The sequence below is a fragment of the Wolbachia endosymbiont (group B) of Xanthorhoe designata genome, from assembly GCF_964028585.1.
In the GTDB taxonomy this organism is placed as follows: Bacteria; Pseudomonadota; Alphaproteobacteria; order Rickettsiales; family Anaplasmataceae; genus Wolbachia.
Genome location: NZ_OZ034794.1, coordinates 708,922 through 733,042, shown reverse-complemented (window position 1 = coordinate 733,042; position 24,121 = coordinate 708,922). Strand labels below are relative to the sequence as shown.

General features: G+C 35.0%; 19 protein-coding genes and 4 pseudogenes. 7 read left to right on the top strand and 16 right to left on the bottom strand.

Translation table 11 applies throughout. The features are described from left to right. Positions 1-553 precede the first annotated feature (553 nt). Positions 554-2,500 carry an ankyrin repeat domain-containing protein gene (locus tag ABWU64_RS03495; protein WP_353279263.1) on the top strand — a complete coding sequence of 649 codons (1,947 nt, stop codon included), beginning with the start codon at positions 554-556 and terminating at the stop codon, positions 2,498-2,500. Positions 2,501-2,518: 18 nt separating this feature from the next. Here ABWU64_RS03495 and ABWU64_RS03490 read toward each other — a convergent pair whose 3' ends face one another. The 5 genes and pseudogenes from ABWU64_RS03490 to ABWU64_RS03470 form a co-directional block, all read right to left on the bottom strand. After that, positions 2,519-2,650 carry a hypothetical protein gene (locus tag ABWU64_RS03490; RefSeq protein ID WP_010401858.1) on the bottom strand — a complete coding sequence of 44 codons (132 nt, stop codon included), beginning with the start codon at positions 2,648-2,650 and terminating at the stop codon, positions 2,519-2,521. A gap of 134 nt (positions 2,651-2,784) precedes the next feature. Beyond that, a pseudogene (locus ABWU64_RS03485) lies at positions 2,785-4,271 on the bottom strand (recombinase family protein). 10 nt (positions 4,272-4,281) lie between these two features. After that, complete coding sequence (locus tag ABWU64_RS03480; protein ID WP_353279261.1) at positions 4,282-4,713, bottom strand: DUF2924 domain-containing protein; 432 nt, start codon at positions 4,711-4,713, stop codon at positions 4,282-4,284. A 4-nt stretch (positions 4,714-4,717) separates the two neighbouring features. After that, positions 4,718-4,939: pseudogene (locus ABWU64_RS03475) on the bottom strand (ankyrin repeat domain-containing protein); the annotation flags it as partial. 153 nt (positions 4,940-5,092) lie between these two features. Next, the gene (locus tag ABWU64_RS03470) at positions 5,093-6,886 is read right to left on the bottom strand and encodes a reverse transcriptase/maturase family protein (RefSeq protein WP_182282558.1); all 1,794 of its coding nucleotides are present in this window, start codon (positions 6,884-6,886) and stop codon (positions 5,093-5,095) included. 221 nt (positions 6,887-7,107) lie between these two features. Between ABWU64_RS03470 and ABWU64_RS03465 the strand changes: the two are divergent. Then, positions 7,108-7,891: pseudogene (locus ABWU64_RS03465) on the top strand (IS5 family transposase). A 408-nt stretch (positions 7,892-8,299) separates the two neighbouring features. Here the strand turns inward: ABWU64_RS03465 and ltrA are convergent. The 6 genes and pseudogenes from ltrA to ABWU64_RS03435 form a co-directional block, all read right to left on the bottom strand. Continuing rightward, positions 8,300-9,301: a group II intron reverse transcriptase/maturase gene (ltrA, locus tag ABWU64_RS03460; RefSeq protein ID WP_353274637.1), complete on the bottom strand. Its 1,002-nt coding sequence runs from the start codon at positions 9,299-9,301 to the stop codon at positions 8,300-8,302. After that, the gene (locus ABWU64_RS03455) at positions 9,255-9,536 is read right to left on the bottom strand and encodes a hypothetical protein (protein WP_353274639.1); all 282 of its coding nucleotides are present in this window, start codon (positions 9,534-9,536) and stop codon (positions 9,255-9,257) included. Before ABWU64_RS03455 ends, ltrA begins: the two co-directional genes overlap by 47 nt. Positions 9,537-9,579: 43 nt before the next feature. Continuing rightward, a complete protein-coding gene (locus ABWU64_RS03450; protein WP_353279260.1) occupies positions 9,580-9,729 on the bottom strand; it encodes a hypothetical protein in 150 nt (49 codons plus the stop codon). Positions 9,730-10,092: 363 nt separating this feature from the next. After that, a complete protein-coding gene (locus tag ABWU64_RS03445) occupies positions 10,093-10,272 on the bottom strand; it encodes a hypothetical protein (protein ID WP_051063868.1) in 180 nt (59 codons plus the stop codon). 162 nt (positions 10,273-10,434) lie between these two features. Continuing rightward, positions 10,435-11,092: pseudogene (locus ABWU64_RS03440) on the bottom strand (IS6 family transposase). Positions 11,093-11,218: 126 nt separating this feature from the next. After that, positions 11,219-12,760, bottom strand: a complete 1,542-nt coding sequence (locus tag ABWU64_RS03435; protein ID WP_353279258.1) for a hypothetical protein — start codon at positions 12,758-12,760, stop codon at positions 11,219-11,221. 182 nt (positions 12,761-12,942) lie between these two features. Between ABWU64_RS03435 and ABWU64_RS03430 the strand changes: the two genes are divergently transcribed. The 5 genes from ABWU64_RS03430 to ABWU64_RS03410 all read left to right on the top strand — a co-directional run bounded on the left by ABWU64_RS03430 (position 12,943) and on the right by ABWU64_RS03410 (position 17,444). Continuing rightward, the gene (locus ABWU64_RS03430) at positions 12,943-14,220 is read left to right on the top strand and encodes an adenylosuccinate synthase (protein WP_015587702.1); all 1,278 of its coding nucleotides are present in this window, start codon (positions 12,943-12,945) and stop codon (positions 14,218-14,220) included. Between the two features lie 158 nt (positions 14,221-14,378). Next, the gene (locus ABWU64_RS03425; protein WP_353279256.1) at positions 14,379-15,041 is read left to right on the top strand and encodes a hypothetical protein; all 663 of its coding nucleotides are present in this window, start codon (positions 14,379-14,381) and stop codon (positions 15,039-15,041) included. Continuing rightward, positions 14,978-16,549, top strand: coding sequence for a hypothetical protein (locus ABWU64_RS03420; protein WP_353279255.1), 1,572 nt, complete (start codon positions 14,978-14,980; stop codon positions 16,547-16,549). Before ABWU64_RS03425 ends, ABWU64_RS03420 begins: the two co-directional genes overlap by 64 nt. Positions 16,550-16,620: 71 nt before the next feature. Then, the gene (gene infA / locus ABWU64_RS03415; protein WP_353279253.1) at positions 16,621-16,857 is read left to right on the top strand and encodes a translation initiation factor IF-1; all 237 of its coding nucleotides are present in this window, start codon (positions 16,621-16,623) and stop codon (positions 16,855-16,857) included. After that, positions 16,854-17,444, top strand: a complete 591-nt coding sequence (locus ABWU64_RS03410) for a Maf family nucleotide pyrophosphatase (RefSeq protein WP_015587704.1) — start codon at positions 16,854-16,856, stop codon at positions 17,442-17,444. The genes infA and ABWU64_RS03410 overlap by 4 nt, the downstream gene beginning before the upstream one ends. Here ABWU64_RS03410 and ABWU64_RS03405 read toward each other — a convergent pair. From ABWU64_RS03405 to groL, 5 genes are all read right to left on the bottom strand, one after another. Next, positions 17,436-19,655 carry a hypothetical protein gene (locus ABWU64_RS03405; protein ID WP_353279251.1) on the bottom strand — a complete coding sequence of 740 codons (2,220 nt, stop codon included), beginning with the start codon at positions 19,653-19,655 and terminating at the stop codon, positions 17,436-17,438. The genes ABWU64_RS03410 and ABWU64_RS03405 overlap by 9 nt on opposite strands. Positions 19,656-20,035: 380 nt before the next feature. Next, positions 20,036-21,373, bottom strand: a complete 1,338-nt coding sequence (locus ABWU64_RS03400) for an alanine:cation symporter family protein (RefSeq protein ID WP_353279250.1) — start codon at positions 21,371-21,373, stop codon at positions 20,036-20,038. Between the two features lie 238 nt (positions 21,374-21,611). After that, complete coding sequence (locus ABWU64_RS03395; protein ID WP_353279856.1) at positions 21,612-21,953, bottom strand: protein-disulfide reductase DsbD domain-containing protein; 342 nt, start codon at positions 21,951-21,953, stop codon at positions 21,612-21,614. Then, positions 21,881-22,114, bottom strand: a complete 234-nt coding sequence (locus ABWU64_RS03390) for a hypothetical protein (protein WP_353279248.1) — start codon at positions 22,112-22,114, stop codon at positions 21,881-21,883. Before ABWU64_RS03390 ends, ABWU64_RS03395 begins: the two co-directional genes overlap by 73 nt. A gap of 287 nt (positions 22,115-22,401) precedes the next feature. Beyond that, positions 22,402-24,060, bottom strand: a complete 1,659-nt coding sequence (gene groL / locus ABWU64_RS03385; RefSeq protein WP_341816015.1) for a chaperonin GroEL — start codon at positions 24,058-24,060, stop codon at positions 22,402-22,404. Positions 24,061-24,121: the final 61 nt, after the last annotated feature.

Genomic DNA, 24,121 nt, shown 5'->3' with positions numbered 1-24,121 from the left:
TTTTGCTAAATTTACATACGAACTGTTTTGCCTAAGCTTATTGAAAAAATTTAAATCTTCTATTTTTATAACCTTATTTTTACGCGGCTTGTTCTCACAAACATACGACCCTTTTTGCAATCTTAGGAAGAGTCAATAATTCAATTCTTTATAACACTAGCTAGCATGGTATCTTCACTAAAATATTTTTGAAAAAGTTAGTTGACTTATAAATAATTCTCTACTAATACTGGCATGTGTTTGTTTATTCTGCTGAAGTGGCTCCGCAGGTTACTGTATAAGCTTCAGCAGTTTTTGCACTCCTTTAAAGCATAATCCATCATGCTCTTATAGTAGTGATATCAAATATAGGTCTTAACCATGTTAATTTATAGTAAAATTAGCTCAAATTTGGAGTCATAAGCAACTTTTAACCTATCTACATACTCCATTGTTACTCACCATAAAAACTTAACAAAAGCTTAACAACATAAGTAGTAAAAAGATTATAGTTGTTGATTTAATGTTGCATATTGCATACAATATATTATGTATCTTAGCTTAAGGGGTAAGTATGGGTAAATCTAACGGGATAGTAAAATCTATCATCAATCTACTAAAACCAAAATCCAAACCAGAACCATCTGATTTTGAATATGAATCCATTATAGAACATTTATCATCTAAAGAGCATTTATTAAATGAACTGATGAATGATATGTGGTACTCAGGAGATTTACCATCAGTTAGAAATCATAATGAACTACCTTCTTTAATAGATAGCAAACTTGGACTAAATGAACAAATTTGTGTTTGGTTTGCTCTGGACCACGATCTTACGCCAAGTCAAAAAAATTTAAACAAGAAGTTACTTAGTGCTCTAAAATGTTTAGCTTCTAACTGTGGTTCATTTGATAATACTGAACCTCTTGAAGAATTTTTACATGATAATAGAAACAATAAAGATTTAAAAGTAATTCTTAACCTAAGAAGAGGAGAATCTCAATCAACAGTATTGCATGCAATTGCAGGAGCAAATATTGGTGGATTTCGTTGCATAGGAAATCGGGCTATAGATTTACTCTTAGAAGCAGGTGCAGATCCTAACATACAAGATAATAAAGGAAAAACACCACTATACCTTGCTGCTGCTAAAGGTCATTACGATAATGCAAACTCTCTTCTCTTGAAAGGAGCTAACCCTAATATAACAAGTAGAAAGGGGAGAACTCCACAACAAATAGCAACTAATAAACTCTGCTATAATATAGAAGAATTATTTCTAACTGATAAACAGAAAAAGTTAAATGCAGAATTGTATGACTTACTTGTACTCGATTCAGACTGCACTAAAAATTTAAAGGAGTTTTTAAGTAAGCATAAAAGAGATTCAGACCTAAAAGTGGTGCTAAATATTCGGCAAGGAATGGGTGAATCAAAAGTATTTTCTTATGTTGATCGTTTTTCTTGGGACAATGAAGGTCTTATTCAAGAGTTAAGAAAGATATTTTTAGAAGCAGGAGCATTAGATTATGCTATAAATATTTATCGTCAGCAAAAGGAAGGACAGGCCAGTAAATTACTCGTTAATTTAACTTCAAATCAAAAGGAGAAGTTAAATAAGTTTTCTGATAAGGTATTTCGAGCTCAAAACATGGCTGAACTTGAAAAGATTGTAAACGATGCTATAAAGTCTGGTGTACGATTAAACTATTCTCTTTCACAAGATTTCTTTTCAGGTAATGAGTACACTTTTACCGATTATGTGATGAAAAAAATCAGTGAGTTGGAAAAAAATCCTAAAGTTGCTAGTAGTATAATATGTCAATTAGTATCAAAAGGGGCAGTGTTTGGTAATACAGTTGATGCTAACACACTGACATCAGAATTTAAAGAGCATAAAACTAACCTAAAAAAAGCTTATAGAGATTATATTAGCAATTCTCATAAATTTATTGAAATCGCAAAAAGTGCAACCAATAGCGAGCTAAAAGATGCAAGAGTAGACAACTCCGTTTTTTACTTAGAATATTCTAAAGATAGTAAAATAGACATTATAAAGATAACAGATGGGGTAAGGGATTTAGGTCTAACCGATGGAGATGTAAAGTGTGGAAGAAATATAGTAAAGATCGGTAATAGTGAAGTAGAAATTAAAACTGAAGATGGCATAAGGAATTACACAGATCTTACAGAAGGTAGCAGTATAGCATTAACTTTCTATACTAGTTTGGGAAATGTAGACGTTAGGCTGTATCCTGACGTACAGAATAAAAGCAAAATTATAGTAGAAGTGAGTAATAGAGAAGAAATATTAGAAAAATTCAAAGGTCGCGAAGAAGAGTTAGGCAATGATTGCGAGCTTGGTAACTACTGGGTCTACGATGCTATTGAACAGGGATATTTTGAAAGATCTGGTGGATTAATGCGTCCTGAAGTAATAAGCGAGTCTAACAACAAATGGACAGAACGTGAAGAGTTAAGAAGGACTTCTGATCCTAGGAGAGAAGTTTCTAGGTAGATTAATTTGCCATAAAGGTTAAAGATTATTATTTAAATATAAACTACTATAATTTATAGATTTTGGATCATTTTCTACCACTGTTGCATCCAGTATGCTAAAATCTTCATTATTTATATTGATATTTTCACATAATTGATTCTGTAACATTGACTTACTTTTCTATATTAATTTCAGCATCTTTTTGTGTGGCCCTTTGCAGTAGCTCCTTTTGCAATAACCTTTTTTAATTTTCTGGCACATACTTTTTTCGATGTTTTTTCATATTGTTGTTTTTATAAACGTTACGACGCTGAGCCGTAAAATTTCTTCATCTGCTCACTCCATAGCATCGGTATTTCTTTCAAATCAACTAATTTCAAATCTCTTGGCTGTCTCCCATTTACTATATCTTCTTTAATTTTTGGTGCTAAATAATTTAACCTTAAAATTTGTTGTATACGTCTTGTACCTATATTAATTTTGGCACTCAGCTCTTTCACACTTTCGTATTTTCCTTCCTCTAGCTGCCGTTTCCAGGAATGGGCTCTTACCACTGCTTTCAGTAATGCATTGTTTGTTTTCCCCTCTGGCTCTACTACTGTGCATTTATTTCCTTTCTTCTTTATTGATATAAATTTTTCCTCCGATTCAGAATACACCTCTATTCCATCCTCTCTCACCAATACTGCTTTTATTAACTTTTTCACTGCTTCTTTCTGTTTTCCAAAGCTTAAATTTTTCCACTCTTCCACTTTTTCTTCCCAATTTTCATACAGGCGCTCAGCTCTCTTCATTACTTCTTTTTCTACTTCTCCTGCTATTACATTTCGGTTTTCTGATTCACAACTTTTTCCCCTTAAATGATTATTGCATACGTAATATCTATACCTTTTATTCTCTTTTTTTTGCGTACGTCAGCGTCATATTTGCATTACAGCTCTTGCGCTTAATTATTCCCTTTAGCAATGCTTCCTCGTATTTCGCCTTTCTATATGGTTGATTCTTTATCAATTCCTGCGCTTTTTGCCATTTTTCCTCTTTTATTATTGCTTCATGCTTTCCCTCATACTCTTTCTCATAATGTCTTATCTTTCCCATATATATCGGATTTGTTATTATTCTTCTCACCGTCGCTTTTTTAAAGATATCTGATTTTGTTCTGTAACCTTGGCTATTTAACTCTCTTGCCAACTCTGCCATTGACTTCAGCTCCAAATATCTTTCAAATATATGCCCTACTATTCTCGCTTCTTTCTCATTTATTATTAATTCTTTATCTTTCACATCATACCCAAACGGCAAAGTTCCACCCATCCATAATCCTTGCTCCTTTGATGTTGCTATTTTATTTTTTACCCTCTCTACTATCATTTCTCTTTCTAGTTGTGCAGCTCCTGATAACACCGTTTGTACGAACTTTCCCATTGGCGTATTATTGTCAAATATCTGCGTTACTGCTACAAAATTTACTCGATGCCTTCTAAAAAATGATGTTACTTCAATGCTGTCTTTTGTTTCCCTTGATAGCCTATCCAGAGTATATACTACTACACAATCTACTTCTCCTTTTTTTTACATCTTCAAATAATTCCTTTATCGCTGGTCTTTCTAAATTCTTTCCTGAATATCCTCCATCGTCGTACTTTTTTGCCAATGCTACCCAGCCTTCTTTGCTCTTTATATATTTTTCACATGCTACCCTTTGCGCATCAAGACTGTTAAACTTTTGTTCTAGTCCATCCTCATTTGATTTTCTTGTATATATCGCACACCTTACTTCTTTTAGCATTTTATTCTCTTCAATTTTCATTTTTATCACGCATCCCAAATAATAAAGGTCCGTTGTAGCTCATTCCCATGATTTTGCCTGCTACTGCTGACAATGACGTATAAAACTCTTCTCTATAGATTAAACCCTTGTCTGTTACCATTACCGCATGCGTCTCTTCTCCTCTCTCTAGTATTAATTCTGTTCCTTCTACTGGCAGTTTATCACTACTTATTCTTTTTCCCTTCTCTAGCCGATCTGCCAGATACTCTAGTCTTTTTGTCCCCTTTCTTGACATTTCTCCATATGCTTTTTCCTGGATTCTATAAGCTAATCTCGGTATCAGATATTTCTTTGAATGTTTAGGTGCCTCTTCCCCATATACCTTCTTCCATATTTTTCTCAGTTCACCCAAAGGTTTTTTCTCTAAATTCATTACTTTCTTTTCTGTTTCTTCCTCCATATTTTTAGCCTTTCATAAATAGCTTTTCAATTCTGTCCGTTTCTTTCTTTAATATCTCGGCTATTTCTTTACTGTTTTTTGCATAATCCATCGCTGTCATTCCCAATTTATCCGCTTGCTCTATTTCTCCTCCTGCTTCCACTAACTCTTTTACTATCTCCACTTTCCCCATCATACATGCAAGGTGCAGCGGCGTGCATTTACTGCCATACTCTTCAGCATTTAGGAGAGTAGACCAGTGGAACTTCCCCACCAGTCTCTCGCAGAACTGTACGGAAAGTAGAGTGGGCAGCCAGCGAGTTACTTGTTAAGTACTTTTCCAACAACCCCTCTCCGAACCACGCATGATCGTTTCCGTATCACGTGGCTCTCCAATAATCTAACGTTTTAAGGAGTCACCATCATATTTTCCATATTGGATTTTCTTATGGCATTCATGACAAACAACAAGAGTTTTCCTCTGTCGTTCAATCATTCTCTTTTTCCATTCCGGTAGTTCAGTATTACGTTTACCTAGCAAATCAGCAAGTTTACGTACGTGATGTACTTCAATCTGCTCTTGTGATTTACATAATTCACAAGTTTGTGCCAATAGTCTTTGCTCTATTTCACTACGCTTATTCCATATTGGTATAAGGTTATCACTTATGCTTACCCATTTATTCCATTTTAGCAACACAGCACCAAAGTGTGTAATTAATGGTATCTTTGATGGTAAACGATCTACTCTGATTTGGATGACTTTTCGTTTTTCACCTTCATCATTTTCGATCGTCGCACCAAATTTTCTATAAATTTTCCTGCAAGTTGTTTTGTATTTAGATGCTAAAGTCTTTACTAATGATACTTCCATCACATATTTCAGATAACTTAGTGTGTGAAGGTTGTAGGCCATTTTGTAGTATTGTACAATTCCTCGATATTCAGTTTGATACTGAGCAACAATACTGTAAGCTGTATCAATTGTACGTTGAGGTAAATGTATCGGTTTACCACAACGCATATATTCAGAACACTTTTTCTGCTTTATATGATGTGGTACACGTAACCCAATACTACCGTTAATACATCGTTGTGTCCGATGATCATGTTTATCATCTGCATGCAAAACATGTATTTCATAACCCAAAAAATTGGCTTTGCTATCACACGCATGTGTAATAAACGTTTTATCTTCATTAAGCATAAGTTTGAGCTCCTCATTGAGAAACCCAGCAATCTCATTCTTAATTTGTTCAGCTTCATTCTTTGGTCCTGCAAACCCTACCAGAAAATCATCAGCATACCTAACATACCAAAGACGTCGATAATTTAGATCGCAAGAATCCTTAGATGGCATACCCTGCACTAATTGACGCAGTTGTTTTGCTTGATCCCAGTTCCCTTGTTTTCTCATCATCGATACTTGCATGGTTAACCTTAAATATTTTGGATTTGTCCTTCTTCGCTTACCTCGGTTATTTGCTGGTATTAGTATATGCTCCACATGTTTATCTAACCGATCGAGTAATATGTTACTCAGAATTGGACCAATAATAGAACCTTGTGGTACCCCACTATGACTCTTATTGTACTTCCAATTTTCCATATATCCTGCTTTTAGCAGTCGATTGATTAGCTGAATAAAACGGTTATCTTGGAAGCTTTCACTCAGTATTTTCAACAACATAGTATGATCAATTGAGTCATAACATGCACTGAGATCTCCCTCTATAAACCATTTTGTACCTCTGCCTTTTTGCATTACTGCTCTTAATGCAGTGTGGCATCCACGCTTTGGTCGAAATCCATGTGAACATTCACTAAATTTAGGCTCATAGTAGGCTTCCAATATTAATCGAATTACTTCTTGAAGTAACTTATTTGACCATGTTGGCAACCCTAACGGCCTGCGTTTACCACTCTTCTTTAAAACATAGATACGTTTTACTGGTGTCCACCGATATCGCTCATAGCGTAAACCCTCTATGATTTTATCGATCTTTTCCAAAGACATACCATCAACTGTTTCAACTGTCACACCTTCTGTCATAGCACCTTTATTACGACAAAGTTTGCCATACGCCCGAAGGTAAAGATCACGCTGATAGAGTAGGCGATATACGTTTTTAACCGGCAAATTTCTTTGTCCACGTTCACGTATAATGTTAAGTATTGTTTCAGCTTTCCGCATCTTGCGTACCTCCCAATTTCAACATTCAATTATCTGTCACCCTTTGCCCTGTATGTGGCTTTCCCACACTCCCCGGTGATTCGTTACTTTCACGACTACTACGATGACTCCGTAACCATAGAACTCGCGTTCCTTAGGTCATCCCATGTTCCGTCACTAAGAGCCTGTACGTGATCTCAAAAAAGGGATAGAATGAGAGGATAAAGTATATAAAGTAGGATATGCGAAGTTTATATCCAAGTGATATAAGTCGAGAAAAGTTTGAGATTATTGTAGCAGATCTGGAGTCTTGCAGGAAGAGGACAAAGCCAAGAACACTTGATTTATATCATGTATTTTGTGGAGTGTTATACGTCTTAAAAAGTGGCTGCCAGTGGAGAATGTTACCAAAAGAGTTTCCAAAATGGCGGAATTGTTACGACTATTTTAAGAAGTGGAGTGAAAAAGCAGATGCAAATAAAGAAAGTGTTCTGGAGCTGGTATTAAAAAAAATAGTTGGCGTGGTCCGACAAAACAATGGTCGGAAAGAAAAAACCAGCTTCTGCATAATTGATGCACAAAGCGTAAAAAATGCAGATACTGCTGAAGAAAAAGGCTATGATGCAGGCAAAAAGGTTTCAGGAATAAAACGCCATATTGCGGTAGATACACAAGGTTTACCCCACGCAATTTATATAACAACGGCAGAAATAACTGATCGTAGTAGCGCTGTGAGAATGGTTAAAAATGCTAAAGAAAACCTATCTGAAGTTAAAAATATACTAGTTGATGCTGGCTACACAGGAGAAAATTTTGCAACACAGATGAAAGTAACTATTGGTGCAACTGTTGAGGTGAAGCGAATTACACACCTTTGTCGTATTGCCGAAAAGATGGGTTGTTGAGAGATCTTTTGCTTGGTTGCAAAAATGTAGGCGATTGTGGAAAAATTGCGAGCGGAAACTCAACACTAGCCTGCAAATGGTCGTTCTTGCTTTCGCTGCTTTGCTTCTGAAAAGATTATGAACAGGCTCTAAGAACTGTTCTAGATCAACTTAGGTTTTCTATTCATCCTCTTAAATAAGCTCACTACTTATCGTTCTACAGCCAGAATGTCACACAAACGAAAGTTTAATTTGTGCTTACTGTAGACATGGGGTTTTAAATGTGATACCCATGGATGTGAAATCCCACCCCTGAAGATTAGAATTCAAGCAGTTTAGCTTTAACCATATTGATCAGGTGTTGCAAGCCGTTACCTTACACATCTTCAGATAACTCTCGCTTTACATACATGCTCTTGTCCTCCTTCCCTTTCGGGTTAAAGTTAGTTGTTCACCTCGAGGCCATTTATTCTGAACCCCGCTTAGCTCCGCTAAGTATTTCTTAATGCGTACCACGGCGCACCCTCTCGGTTTATATAGCTCCCATTATTTAGTCCTTTGATCCTAACCCAAGTGTCCAATGATAGAAAATATTTGGAGACCTCTTTCTCACTTTTCCTAGAAATTGCTTTGCTAGTCTTCCATGATCTCGAAGTTTCTTATATTTGGTTCTGACCCATCTTATGAGGTATCTCTCTATATTTCTGAGAGATGTATAAATCTCCGATTTATAAAACCTGCCATAGTACTGAAACCAGCCTCTGACTATTGGATCTATTTTCTTCGATATTTCCTCTAATGTGGTCCACGTAATCCGATGTATTCTCCATGACTTTATGGTTTTCTTGATCTTCTTCTTGGCTTTGTTGCTGATTGCAGGTAGAAAAGAAACATAACAGTCCCTCTTCTTATTCTTTGCTCCTCTAGCTCTAAAGGTATAGCCCAAGAAATCAAAGTTTTGTGTAGGAAACTCATCTCTCCTATCACCATCCTTACAGTACACTATCTGTGTCTTTTCAGGATGTAACCTCAATTTACACTTAGCCAATCTTTCTTCGATCATTACTTTCATAAATTCTGCCTGTCTCTTAGTTCTGCAGTGCACTATCGCATCATCCACATACCTCTCAAATGGTACTGTCGGGTAGTTCTTTTTCATCCATATATCAAACACATGATGCATGAATATATTAGAGATGATTGGGCTAACTGAACCTCCTTGCGGAACTCCTTTATCCCTAACTACCTTACTGCCATCTGCTTGCTGAATGGGGGCTTTCATCCACCTCTCAACATACAGTATGATCCATTTGCAGTCAGTGTGTTTCTTGATAGCCTGCAGTGCTAAATCGTGGTCCAGATTGTCGAAAAATCCAGATATATCAAGATCTACTGCCCAATCATTTTTCCAACATCTCTTCCGTGCTGTATATACCGCATCCAATGCAGACTTATTTGGTCTATAACCATATGAATCCTCGTGAAATTTCGGCTCTACTAACGGTTCAAGATACATAGTAGCGGCTGTTTGTGCTATCCTGTCGGACAACATATAGAGTTCTTTGTCCTCCCGTATCTTTCGGTATTGTAACAGCTTTTACTGGCTCGGGAAAATAACTTCCGGATGACATCCGATTCCATAGTTTGTACAAATTATCTTTTAGATTCTCCTCAAACTTTGTTATCGAGACCTCATCTACACCTGCAGCACCTTTATTTTTCGATACTTGTTTATAAGCCCTACAAATAAGTTGCTTTGGTATATCAAAAGACTTTGTTTTATTCATTAACTCCTCCCTTTCGGTTGATACATAATTAAAACTGAATAACTCAGCTCCTTCGCTCCATTTCCATTACAGAAACTTCTTCACTACTACGAGCTGATCCGCCCCTGTTTTTCGCATCGGTACTCTCATCCTTAGAGTTTAGCTCCTTGGATTTCTCCCTTATCATCGAAACGACAGGTTCCCGTAGTTCCACACAATAGCCTGAAATAGATTCATGCCACCTTTATGCCGGACGCCATCTATCCAGTAAACAAGCTCCCGATAGATTTATCCCAGGTTACAAACGACCCCCTGGTTTTGACGTCATTTAAAAGGTTTCGACACTTCATCAGTGGTTCATTTTCGTTCATCTCTCTATTCCTTACATGACATATAATTATGCCTTTTCCATAACGCTCACTACCTTAGCTCTTTACCAAAGCAGCTTATGGTTGTTTGAAGCCTGCTCTTGCAAACCGGCTCCGAGGGACCCTCCCTCATCTATTGCACAGCTTCAACACTTCCCGTGTTTCTACGGCGCACAATCATCACAGTAGAAAATTACACTAATAGACTTTTACGCGTTTTTATGCGGTATCTTACCATATTTTCTTTTCATGCACTGAAAGAGTTCGTTTGTTAAAGCTTTTTTGACATGTTGCTCTAATCCGTGTAATGCAACACAAGCTAGCAACGGTGAGATCGTCCCTCCTTTAATTGTACCACGTTTTGTGGATTGAAGCTTTCCATCTTCCATAATACCCGCTCCTAACCATCCTCTTATGATTTTCTTTAGCGTTGGTATGGTGTTGAGTTTTTCAAGCAATGCATAGTCCCAAAATTGGGAGAAAAATCCTGGAGGTTCTGTCGCATCTATAAACCATAGAAAAGAAGATCATTAAAGCTGAGATTATAGGAGTTATAGAGCCATTAACATAGCAAAATTCTCAAAAGTAGAAACATTGTCATTAGCTCCGATAATTTGTTTTTTCTGAATCATGCGAATATTTTCTATACCTGTAATAGTAATCTTTGCGGAATGAAAATTTTTAAAACTAAGCATAGGCTTTATTCGCTTCTTGATAAACCTATCAACAATATTATTTAGATATTTTATTTGAAGAACTGTAATCTTCAGAAATTTCTGCATTCAAATCATCAAGAGCGGCAGTAATACTGCCGCTTTTATCAATGACAATTTTCTCAGGAAGATAGTTACTCCTGAAGGCTTTACGAAAGAATGCAAGTGCTGCAGACTTGTCTCTACTAACACACAAGAGGAAGTCTACAGTATTACCAATAGTGCTCTATATAAATAAACCCATTTACCGTTTAATTTAATGTAGGTCTCTCCAATTACTACCAACCTGCTTCTTTCTTTTCCTTACTGCCTAATCTATCAGTGGTGATAAACCACTTTGTAACGTAGCATGGTCAATTTTTGCTCCCCTTATACTCATAATTTCTTCCAAATCTCGATAGCTCAAAGAGAATCGACATTTCATGTATACAGATAACATCGCTGAAAAGCTAAATCCTTTGAAATATGGCAATAATTTTTGATTGATACGAAACATCTTTGCTTTATTTTTAGACAATTATATCATTCTTCTTTCTACTTCCCTACAAATGCGACAGAACCAATTTGAGTGCTTTAAATGAAAGGCAAAATTGAGCATAATACGCCTCTGTACACAGTATCTTTAATGCAAATGCCCATGTGATTCCATAGATAATCTCTGTTTTTTTATTTTGTCTGTCCATTTATCATTTTCTATATCTTGTTTGTTGGTTGCTCTTTTTTCTTGCTCAACAATCGCCTTATCTATCTTCTGATGAATTGCATCAATTGCATTAATTGCATTTTTTTCTTTGTATACTTCGCTTTTTCCTTCAACAATTAAATTGGTAAAAATATTTACAACAAACTGCACTTGATTATGATTAACCTGACCTTTTATCGAAGAAGGTAAAGAGTTTAATTCCATCAATACTTCTGATGCTGTTTTATCTTGAGTGGAAAGCCCTAAATTATCTGCTACTTCACTTATTAATAACTCTCTGTTTTCTTTATTATCTTCCAATTTAGTATAATCACGCAGTAGATCCATAACTGCAGATACTCTGACTTCAATAATATCATCAACATCTTCACCTCCTAGAGCAACTCCTGATTCCAATAACTTCTCTCTGAGGTTTTTGCTTAAAAGATTAATAAATTCTTCATTTGCATCTGATCCTATGGTTGATATCGTACCATCTAAATAGTTATTTACTTTGATTTGAGTACCTAAGTCATGCTCTATTTGTATTTTTGTCTCATATTTAAATCCTAGTTCTGCACAGAATTTCTGAAAATATTCTTTAATAATGTCAAACAAGCTCTTGCCATTATCTTTATAGTTTTTTAGCCCTTCAGGAATAGTAAGTGATAACTTACCTTCTTTATATATTATACCATTTTTGCTATCTTGAGATTCAAGCGTGAATTCTAATGAGCTGGATAGGTCACACATTTTCTCTTCCGGATTGTCAATCGTGGTTATAGGCATTGCCATATCAGACGTCACTTTTATGCGGTTGTGGTCGGTGCAGTAAATGTTTAGCGCTTTTTTAGGACTGTGTGGAGTTAAATTACAACTACTGAGTGCGGCATGAGATTCATTAAATATACCAGCCCCATACCCTGCTTGATTACAACTGGTGACTAACTCTTCTAAAATAGCATCACTTGGAACCTTTGCTTCAGCGTATCTAAACATTTCTTTGAAAATTTCCTTTGCTAATGCACGGTAATCTTTTTTGGAGAATAGATGATAAGAGCTTCTCCCTGCGTTATAAAATCTCTCAAATTCCTTTCTATATTCATCAATTTTTTTCTCATCAGCAACTGTAGGGCTATTACAATGATTTTCCCAAACTTCAGATAGTCTATCTTGATCAAGCTCCCTAAGTACTGGTTCCATAAAAGCTTTACCTTCTTCAGAGAGATTATCAAAATTATCACGGTTAAAAATCTCATTTTTATAATCTTTAGCTCCTTCCTTAAGTGCAATAATAAAATTTTTATCTATTTCTTTTTCGTTAATAATAAAATTCATCCTTTGAAAATCTAAGAACATTGTTTCACCAGAATTTGCTAATTTATTAGCTTGATCTGCTCTTAATTTATTAAAATCGAACTCTTTAGCTGTGGTCTTTAATCTAACTGCTGGACTCTTATTATTTCCCTTTGCCTCTTTCATAATTAACACCTCACTGTAAAAATATTGTAAATTATATTATATAATGATGAATAATCTGATAATATATTAAGAAAATCGATAATATAGTTCTCTTTATTTTAAGAATATAGGGAAGGCGTAGATTTCTCTTTTCATTTGTAGCATGCTGCATTAATATTTACGTATTAATCTAGAAAATAGTGATGAATAATATTGTAATTGTTGGTCTGCAATGGGGTGACGAAGGCAAGGGTAAAATAGTAGATTATCTTTCTGAGAATGCAGATGTAGTTGTGAGATTTCAGGGAGGAAATAATGCAGGGCACACTATAGTAATAAATGATGAGGTTTATAAATTAAATTTACTGCCCTCTGCTGTTTTGAGAACAGGCAAAATATCTATTATAGGAAACGGTGTTGCTCTTGATTCGCATGCTCTAGTCTCAGAAATAGAGTCATTGAAAGTTAAAGGAATGGACATAAACTATAACAACTTGATGGTATCCGAGAGCTGTCCATTAATACTTAGCGTACATAAGGACAAGGAAAAGCTATTTGAAGATTTAAACGGAAATCACAAAATTGGTACAACAAACAAAGGGATAGGGCCATGTTATGAAGATAAAGTTGGCAGGAGAGCTATACGCCTTTGTGACTTAGAAAACGCAGATGAGCTCAATCAAAGAGTGGATGCTCTCCTAAATTACCATAATGCTATCAGAAAAGGACTTAACTACCAGGTAGTTAAAAAAGAAGAAATATTAAAGGAAATTCAAGAGATTTCAGAAAAAATTCTTTTATACAAAAAACCTGTGTGGAAGATACTAAATGATTTTATGAAAGAAGGTAAGAAAATAATATTTGAAGGCGCTCAAGGCGCATTTTTAGATATCGACCACGGAACTTACCCTTTTGTTACTTCAAGTAATACCGTAGCATCTCAAGCGATAACAGGCTCAGGATTATCCTACAATGCGCACATTACTGGTGTAGCAAAAGCGTATACCACAAGAGTGGGTAATGGTCCATTTCCTACTGAACAAAATAACGAGATTGGAGACAGCTTATTTTCTATAGGTAAGGAACTTGGAACAGTAAGCAATAGAAGAAGGCGCTGCGGATGGTTTGACGCAGTTTTAGTGCGCCAGGCCGTACAACTCTCTGGAGTTTCAAGCATTGTATTAACCAAATTAGATATTCTTGATTCTTTTGATACTATTAAAATAGGCACTGGTTATAAGTATGGCGGAAAAATGTATGATTATTTACCCGCATCACATTCAATACAAAAAGAATTAGAGCCAATATATGAAGAATTTCCTGGTTGGAAAGAGAAAACTCAAGGCAAAAGGTCAGTTAAGGAATTACCTGCAAATTTGATGAAATATGTGAGAAAAATAGAAGAATTAATAGGCGTATCAATTCATCTAATTTCAACTAGTCCCAATAGAGAGGATGTTATTAAGCTTAAAAATCTATGAAAACGCCTTGTTAACTTTTATCTAATAAAAAACGATACTTGTGTGACTTCAAGCAATCTATTATGCAAAGTAGCAGTGTAAACGCACAGTGAGCAGTGTGATTTTTCTTAAATACATGTTGATTGTTATAATATAAACATAGTTAAAGGAGGCGTATTATGATTGCAGGTTTGACTAAGGGAGATAAAGCAGTAGATGCAGGAAAAATAGGTGATCAATTTGAAAAGCATTTTTGTATAGGACCAACTTCACTGAATAGGGAAGTTTATTACTCTACACTTATCTACCATACATTCAAAGAGTTATATTCACAATTAGATAATATCTCTCATGCTAATAAAACGAGATCAGAAAAAGAAATAATAAATTTTTATGTTCTACCTCAATTTGCACATTTTAAAGAAATTCTTGATGAAGGTATAAAAAAAGATCCTTCGTTTGCAAATTCTGCTATTGTGAAGTTTTGCTACTCAATTATAAAAGATAATAAATTATTTAAAGAATTAGAAGAAATTAGTATTCCCGCAGAAAACTCTAGTGTAAAGGCAAGGATAAGCTTTCAACTGAAAAATCTTAAAGAAAAGGTATGGTTCTTAAGAAAACTAAAGGAAAAAAAGAATTTCACTTATGTGCAGAGGGCTTTTGGGGATGAGTGGAGTTTTTATAACCTAATAAACGATAGAGATTTCAAACAAACGTACATAGATAAAGCAGTAACAGAGTCTGCTAATAAGAGCTTTGAGAAAGATATAAATAAATGCATAGAATTGGCAGAGCAGGGAAAAAAGCTGCAAGTAAATATTTTGAGAAGAAAGACGTAGAGCTTCAAGCTTATTACACAGAAACTGGTAACGATCATAGAGTTTTGAATATTAACCTTATTAATTACGATAAGAGTGAGCCAACAAAGATTAGTGAAGTTTTACAGCAAGAGAAAGATATTAAAGAACTGAATATCTATTGCAATAAAAAACATGAAATACACGCTCATCAAAAAGATAAGAAAAGATATTATGAATTTAAAGAAGGTGCATGTTATGAAATGACAAGCACTTGGCCTGTAAAGCATGGATCCGGAATGTGTACCATGATTATGAATGTGAGTAGTGATGGCATAACTGAAGTACTAAAATTTGATGGTGAAGATTTTGTGTCATCGAAGGAAATTCTAGAATTAATAAAGCAAAACGATGAATTATATATTCAAGGTCTCTCCTTATATGATGCTGTAATGGAATCACTAGAAGAGGATAGGGCTACTCCTATTAATTTTTACAATGAATCTATGGTGGCTTATCAAGGTAAGGAACCAGAGGGGAAGTTAGATCATAAAGTTGATGCTGATAATAGCCTTCCTTCTTCTCCTTCTATTAATAGCAATGCATTGGAAGTCAATTTACAGCACACTGAAAAACCAGAAGTTGCTTCACAACAAATAACTGATTTACAAAACAGTTTTGGAAAAGAAGAGCGAAAAAACACAGAATTGCAAACTGAACTGGCACAAAAAGATGAAAAGTTAGCAAGTGTGTTAGCAGAGTTACAAGAGAAAGCACAAGAACTTAAAAATGTATGTGAAGCAAAAGGAAAGCTAGAGGGTAAGCTAAAAGATGTTAATACAGAAAAGAAGGAGTTAGAAGACAAATTAAAAGAAGCAGCACACATAATGAAGGAAAAGGAGCATTATATAAGCAATTTAAAACTTCAAGTGCAAGAGTTGAAAGATGAGCATAAAGCACAACTGGAATCTTATGAACAAGGGATATGCAAACTAGCATGGGAAGTTGAAGAGTTAAGAAGCAAGCTAGAGTGTGAGAATGAATGGGATGATAAAGTTGTAGAAATAGCTGATGGACTGGAAGAAAAAATTCATGCTGATGAACAAAGAAGCCTAAATAATCAATTTTATACTCCAACAAGAAATATTTTTAATGAGACTAATAATGAGTCTTGTGTTCCACTGGAAGAAAAGATGACGTTACTCAGATCTTCAAGCTCTGATGGCGGATATGGTAGTGATAATGGTTTATCTTCTAACATGAGTTCTATTGAACAAAGAAGCTTCAATCATCAATTTTATACTCTAGCAGGAAACGTTTTTAGTGAGCCTGATAGTGCCTCACAAAAGAAGACAGAGTTATCCAGATCTTCAAGTTTTGATAGTGGACTTGATAGCGATGAGGAAAATTGTGATAATGATTCATCTTCTAACATAAGTTCTATTGAGAAGGTAGCAGAGAGTAGAAGCGTAGGTAGCTCGCTTTCCTCTTGCATTGTTAAGGAGATGATTGGAGTTAAGTTGCAAGAGCAATACTCAAGTAGAGTATAAAAATCTCTTGTATTGATAATAATTTAAAATCTATAGTAGACTGAAAAAGATTATTAAATTATAATACGACAATGATAAAAGAAGGCAAATCAAAAACAATTTTTGAAGTGGAAGGGGCAGTAACTGCTTTACTACCTGCAGCAGAATTTAGAGTGAAGCTGGACAATGAACATGAGATTATCTGTCATGTATCAGGAAGAGTGAGAAGAAGTAAAATACGTATCATTATAGGCGATAGAGTGTTAGTTGAGATGAGTATTTATGATAGGAATGCAAGAAAGGGTAGGATAATAAAAAGGCTCAAGTGATAGAACAATCTCTAGATAATCTTATTCTTGCTTCATCATCAGAAAGGCGAGTAGCCTTACTAAAACAAATAAATATTAAGCCAGGTTTGGTTTTGCCAGCAGATACAGATGAATCACCTTTGAAGAAAGAGCTGCCAAAAGATTACTCAATCCGCATGGCAAAAAGTAAAGCCGAGAAAATACAAAGTGCAAATCCAAATTACTTTGTGCTTGGTGTTGATACAGTTGTTGCTTGTGGTAGAAGGATACTGCTCAAAGCTGAAAACGTTGAGCAAGCAGAAAAATGCGTTCGCTTGTTATCAGGAAGAAGGCATAGAGTATACACCAGTGTGTGTTTATTAACTCCCGATCAATCTAAACAGCATATTAGGACTGTAGTTACAATAGTGAAATTTAAGCGTCTCAGCGAACAAGAAATTAAATATTATTTAGCATCAGAAGAGTGGAAAAACAGGGCAGGGGGGTGCAACATACAAGGTCTTGCAGGAATGTTTGTATTATTTTTACGTGGCTCATACTCTTCTGTAATAGGGTTACCATTACATGAAACCCATTGCTTGCTAAGTAATTATTTTTGCCTATATTGAAATACCATCATCTTTTTCCTGTTGCTCAGCAATACGTTTAATCCAAAGTAATTTTTTATTCTTGTTTGCTAATGCAATTCTATTGCGATCAGGATTATCATTGCGTTCTGTTAAAGTATCTTTTCTTTCCCCTTCTACTATTCCAGCTTTCAGTTGTACTGCATCTTTTTCTAGCAATTTATATAGTTCACTATTTTTGTCTATAGTCAGATTAGTATTATCATTTTCTTGTTCTGCCACTTTTCTTTCTAATAACTTACGTACAGGGTCATATTTTTTACCTTCTTTTATTTCTTTCAACATACTTTCTGAGAATAAATCTTTAGTAGCCTGGTGTGAAGGTTCTCTCAATCCTTTATTCAATTTTTCCAATGTATCTTTTGGTTCAATGGTTTCTAATTTCCTCTCTAATTGTTCAGGATTTATCTGAAAATTATCGTGGCTAGTGTAAGTTGGAGATGAGTAACCTGAGTCGTTTATTTCTTTCTCCGCTGCATTGTCTTTTAGCAATCCAGCTGCTAATAAATGTTCTTTTGTTTGCCCACTCATTTTCTTTTGATTTACTGGTTTTAGCAGGAATTTCTGAGTTTCTTTACCCAACTTGCTGGTAAATTCCGTAAGTAGGGTATCATCTCTTTGTTCAACATTCATTAGGCTCGCTTTTAACTGTCCAGAATTTACTCGAGATTTTTCATGATTAGAGTGAGTTGGAGATGAATAGCCCGAATCGTTTGTTTTTATGTCTGTTGAGTTATATTCTAGAGATTCATTTTCTTGTTCGGTTTCTTTTTGTTTATCGTTTCCTCTTTCTTCGTTTTCCTTAGTGCTAAGATAATCTTTTTCTTGTTTATAATCTGATTGAGGATTTGAAAGCGTTATATACTCATCTTCGTTATCGATCCAACCATCTTCGAAGTCAGAAAATTCTTCATCATACTCACTTTCACTACGTAATAACTCATTTTTTGCTTTCCATGCAAGAATCGAAGCTACATCATTTAGTGGTTGCTTATTTCCAGTATTGCGTGATTCTTTAACTTTTTTGAATGCAACGTCTTGTGCTGTTGCAGCGCTTTCAGTAGCTGTAGGATCAAAAATTGTACCTTTTTGTCGATTATTAGATATTTGCTCACTTTCATCTGATTTTCGGCTTCCAGGTACAGCATGTCCAAATGTAGCAAATGTAGGATTGTCATACCGTTCATCCTCTTGTGTATTATCTTGATTGTAGATTACAGACTTGGTGAAAATAGTACTGCTTGAAGAAGCATCAGAATATGGAGAATTGTAGTTATTTCTACTATTAATCCGTATTGGCTGATACTCATCTTTTTTCTGATTATTAGGTAATGAACTAGCTCTAGGTGGCAGTGATGGTGGAATCTTTTTAGCAGATGCGTTATTAGAATTTGTAGTGCTAGTCGTTGCATGCTTAAACTCAACTTCTTGATCTTGAGTAGCTTGAACGCCAATACCTTTACTAATATCACTTTCTATGAAAGTTTCAGATGATTGTTGATTCTCTTGTTCTTGTCCTTTCTCCTTGAATTGTATTTGATATAGGAATAAGCCACCTATTTTTACATCTGTATTTGCTTTTAATTGTTCCTCAGTAACACCATTACGTTCAGTGAGATCTACACCATCTTTATCAATCTTGATTTTGATAGTACATTTTTTTCCATTTTTGTCATACCAATTCAAAGTCATTTCATATGAACCATCGGTTACAACATAATGCCTTATTCTTTTTTCTCCTTCTTCGGCAACAAAACCGTGCATTCCGCTCTTTCCATCACTATGCAGCGTTGAAAATCCCGAAATTCCTTTCTTCTGACAAAAGTCACTATTTAAAAACTCGCTGATTTTAAACTCTTTTTTGTCATCTACCAGTGTAATACTTGCGTGATCGCCATATATTGAAACTCCTACGATATCATCAACATACTCTTTTAACCTTGCTTTAACTTCACTTTCAAGCTTTTGTTCAGCTTTCTTTATCTTGTTCTGCTCTGGAAGAATAACTTCATAAGCTTTATTTTTGTCTTCATCTGTCTCCAAATTCCAGATGGGGTGCTTTATTAGAAACTTTACTGCATTAAAACCGACTCTGGAATTATAAATTGGGTCGTCTTCCTTTTTTATTTCATCGAATAAAGTAAAAAATCCTCGAATGAATTCATGATATTGTTGTGTGCTTTGAGTATTCATATTTTCCCTCACTAATAACCCTCTGCCTTTTAGCCTTAGCTAGTACAATTATTACGGGAATTGATTTAGTTTTTATTAAAGAAGTTGTATTGATAACGTGATGACATGAGCTATTTTATGTTCACATCAAGCAATTTAAGTTGTCATCCCAGTCTGGAATCTAGATTTTTCTAGACTTGATCCTATAGTCAAATTCATAACTACAAACGTTGTAATATAAGAGTAATTTTCACCAAAAAGTATGTCATTTGAGTAGCTGACACTGGGATCCAGTGGCACTCAGTTAGTGAGCATAAAAGTATTATGTTAAAACATAACATTTTTGATGAAGTTCATGAAAGGCTGGATTACAGACTGGGATGACAACTTAAAATATTGCTTTAGCTCTGTTTTTGCAACTTCAAGTATTTGCTACTCATAGTAAATACTTCTGGGTCTTGAGAAGTGAGCTTGAGTATAGCAAGTATGTTTATGAGCAGCAAAGCAGCAATTGAAATATCAGCGATATCCCAGAGTAACTTAACTCCGCCGATTGCACCAAGTGGAATGATTAAGGTAAAAACTACAGTCCAGATTTTAGTGTATTTATTATCCATAGATACATAGCGTATTGTTTGTTTTGAACAAAAAAACCAAGTAAAGATAGTAGTAAAGGCAAAACAAAACATTATAGCCATAATTAAATAGTCAGTATAGGGCCAATTCATAGCTTTTCTAAAAGCAAAAATGCACATGTTAGTGCTCTCTAAATCAGTAATCCAAGAATCCGTGACAAGCAGTACCATTGTTGTAATGAACACTATAAGTGCAACTATAAAAGGAGATATTATTGTAATGAGGCTCTGTTCAATGATAAATTTATTGTTGTTTTTCTTAGGAACAATTGAAGAGTGCACAATCCCTTCAAGACCAAGCCCTATATCTGTTGCAAAAATACCTCGCAAAGTTCCTACTTGAATAATAGTCAACATTTCTAAAATAAAACCTAAAGATAAACCAGATGTAAAGCTACTAGTTGTAAAAAAACTGCTTGTTATTAGTTTTAGAGAAGGAAGAATATTTTCGCTAAACTTAAATAATATGATACCACAAAGTGTAAGGTAACTTACCGTCATTATCGGTATCATAGCCGATATAAAAATTTTAATTTTTTTTAAGCTAAGAGCTGCAACAACAAAAAATATTATGGCCATTACAATGCCGCCGATGACTACAGGTATATCTACCATGCTGAGTGGTATTGATAGAGAGTTTACCTGAACAAGGTTACCAACTGTTATTGAAGCCATGATCATAATCGCTAGAAACACAATTGTAGCTTTTCTAGAGTTAAATGCATCAGTCATGTAGGCTACAGGCCCACCTATAAACCTTCCATTTTTTTCTTTTCTAGCTTTTATACTTAGGAAACAAGTAACATATTTTATTACAGAAATGATAACAATAATTATTGCCATCCATAAAATAGAGCCCGGTCCTCCGGTTTTTAGAGCAACAGCAGTGCCTGAAACGTTTCCTACTCCTAAATTTCCTCCTAAGATTGTAAACAGGGCGGCTATAGAAGAAAATTTATTTTCTCCTCTTTTAGCTCCAATAAGTGAAACGGCATACGGTAGTCTAAACACCTGTAACCATTTTAGTTTAACCGATAGGTAAACACCAGCAACTAGTATGAGTAGTATTGTTGGCAGTAATAAAACAAACTTTACTGTATCCATCTGTAAAAGAGAGATTTTTACTCGAGTATATAGCAAAAGTTGAAAATACCTAACCTATTTTCTATGTATGACTTCGTTTCCGTCATCCTAGCGCTCCTTTCTTGTCATCCCAGTGCGTGACACTGGGATCTAAATTTTTTATGCGAAACCATTATACTTGTAGGCCCAAGTTCCTCACATAGTGAACAAAAAAGTAAATGAGATTCCAGACTGGAATGACACCTACCCCATGAGAACCCTATTTTTCATACCACTCATTTATGAGTTTATTGATATCGGGATCTATAAAATCCTTTAGTGGTCGACTGGTTTTTATCTCGGCATTTTTAGGGATACACCTATCTTTACATATTGCGTACTTTATATGAAAGTTAATATCAACAAATTCTTTATTTGGAATGATATTAGTTTTAAGGGAAAATAACACCATATCTTCATATATGTTACTAACAAATGTAACTTCCCCAACTTTATCTTCATGTTCCTTGGGAGTAGGCCAATGAATATCTATATTTGATATGTTACCCTGACAGTCAAAAGAAGTAGGAAGGCCGAAATCTCCAGGGTCTTTGTAATATATATGCCAACCTGGTTTATTGTAACCTTTATTGCGCCTTCAATGGTAAGATTTGCTTTATTTACCTTACCAATGAGCAGATCAAATTTTGCAACTTCTTCTTCAGCGCACAATTGAGTGCAAGAAAAAAGTAAAAGTAGGATTGAGTATATACGTATTTTCATAAATACTCTATTTATGAAGAAAATAATTTAAGTTCTATCTATTATAATAAAAATATTATATAAATCATTTGTTAATATAATATTATGCTAATACAAATATACTAGCAATTATAACTTTCATATATTATTTTTTTATTTTTAAGCAGTTATAATATTAAAGAGACGTAACAAATATAAATAGTAGTGGCTTTGCATAGAAAATCACAAATTTATTTCCTTTATAAATGTAAGACTTTTTAGAACTAGAAAGATACCTTGGAGCAACTTGCTCCAAGGCTCTTGTTTACTTAGAATCCACCCATTCCGCCCATTGCTCCTGCACCCATAGGTGATGAAGCATTTTCTTCTTTGTTTGGTAGATCAATTATCATAGATTCAGTAGTAATAAGTGCGCTTGCTACAGACACTGCCGTTTCGAAAGCAATACGAACTACTTTTGCCGGATCAATTACACCAGCTGTTGATGCATTAGCATAGTTCATAGCCTCAACGTTGTATATAAGCTCTTTATCATTCTGCTTAATCAAATAGTCAATTATAACAGCAGATTCAAGACCAGCATTTTTAACCAATCTTTTGATTGGAGCACTGAGAACTTTTTTGACAATGTTGATACCTATTTGCTCTTCATCGCTTGAAGCTTTTAGCTTATCAAGAGCAGATGCGGCGTAAAGAAGTGCAACTCCTCCACCTGGAACTATCCCTTCTTCAATTGCAGCTCTTGTTGCATGAAGTGCATCTTCAACTCTATCTCTGCGTTCTTTTACTTCTACTTCGGTTGCTCCACCAACTTTTAGCACAGCAACGCCGCCTGATAATTTCGCTAAACGCTCTCTCAGCTTTTCTTTATCATAATCAGAGGTTGAAGTTTCAATCTGAGATTTAATTTGGCTGATTCTAGCATTTACTCTGTTTTGTTTGTCATAGTTATTGTCTTCACTAACAATTGTGGTATTGTCTTTAGTGATTTTAACATTTTTAGCAGTACCAAGATCTTCAAGAGTCAAATCTTCCATCTTGATTCCAAGCTCATCTTTTATGACATACTTAGCACCTGTTAAAGCTGCTATATCTTCGAGCATCTCCTTTCTCCTATCACCAAAACCTGGAGCTTTTACTGCAGCAACTTTTAGACCACGTAACTTGTTGATCACTAAAGTGCTTAATGCTTCACCTTCAACATCTTCTGCAATGATAAACAAAGGTTTACCAGACTTAAAAATAGCCTCAAGAATAGGAAGTAAAGGTTGAATAATATTAAGTTTTTTTTCTGTAATCAGCAAATATGGATCATCAAGCTCCACGCTCATCTTTTCATTATTTGTAACAAAGTATGGAGAGAGATAACCACGGTCAAACTGCATACCAGTTGTAAGTTCAACTTCTAATTCTTTTGAACCCTTACTCTCTTCAACAGTGATGACGCCTTCTTTTCCAACCTTTTTAACAGCGTCAGCAATGCTATTACCAATATCTTTATCACCATTTGCAGAAATTATTGCAACTTGTGCAACTTCATCCATTTTCTCTAAAGAAATTGTGCGAGACATTGATGTAATTTCCTTTAATATCACATCTTTTGCCTTCTGTATTCCATTTTTGATACAAATACGATCATTTCCAGCTGCAATTGACTTTGAAGCTTCCATTATCATATTGCTAGTCAGTATTGAGCATGTTGTGGTACCATCACCAACTTTGTCATTACACTGAGAAGCACTTTGAGCAATGGTGCTTACTATCGCAGAGTGTAATGGTTTTTCAGGCTTTATACCTTTCATTACCTTATAGCCATCCTTTGTGACCTCTGGTCCACCATATGGCTTGCTAATTCCTATTGTATTTCCCCTAGGCCCTGCAGTTGCTCCCACCGTTGAGTCAACCATTGCTGCAACTTCACGAAAGGCTCCTTGCAACTGTTCGCCTGATACTACTATGTTAGCCATTTTTATCACTCCTTAAATTAATAAAAAATTTAGAATATTAAAATACATAATGCACTATATA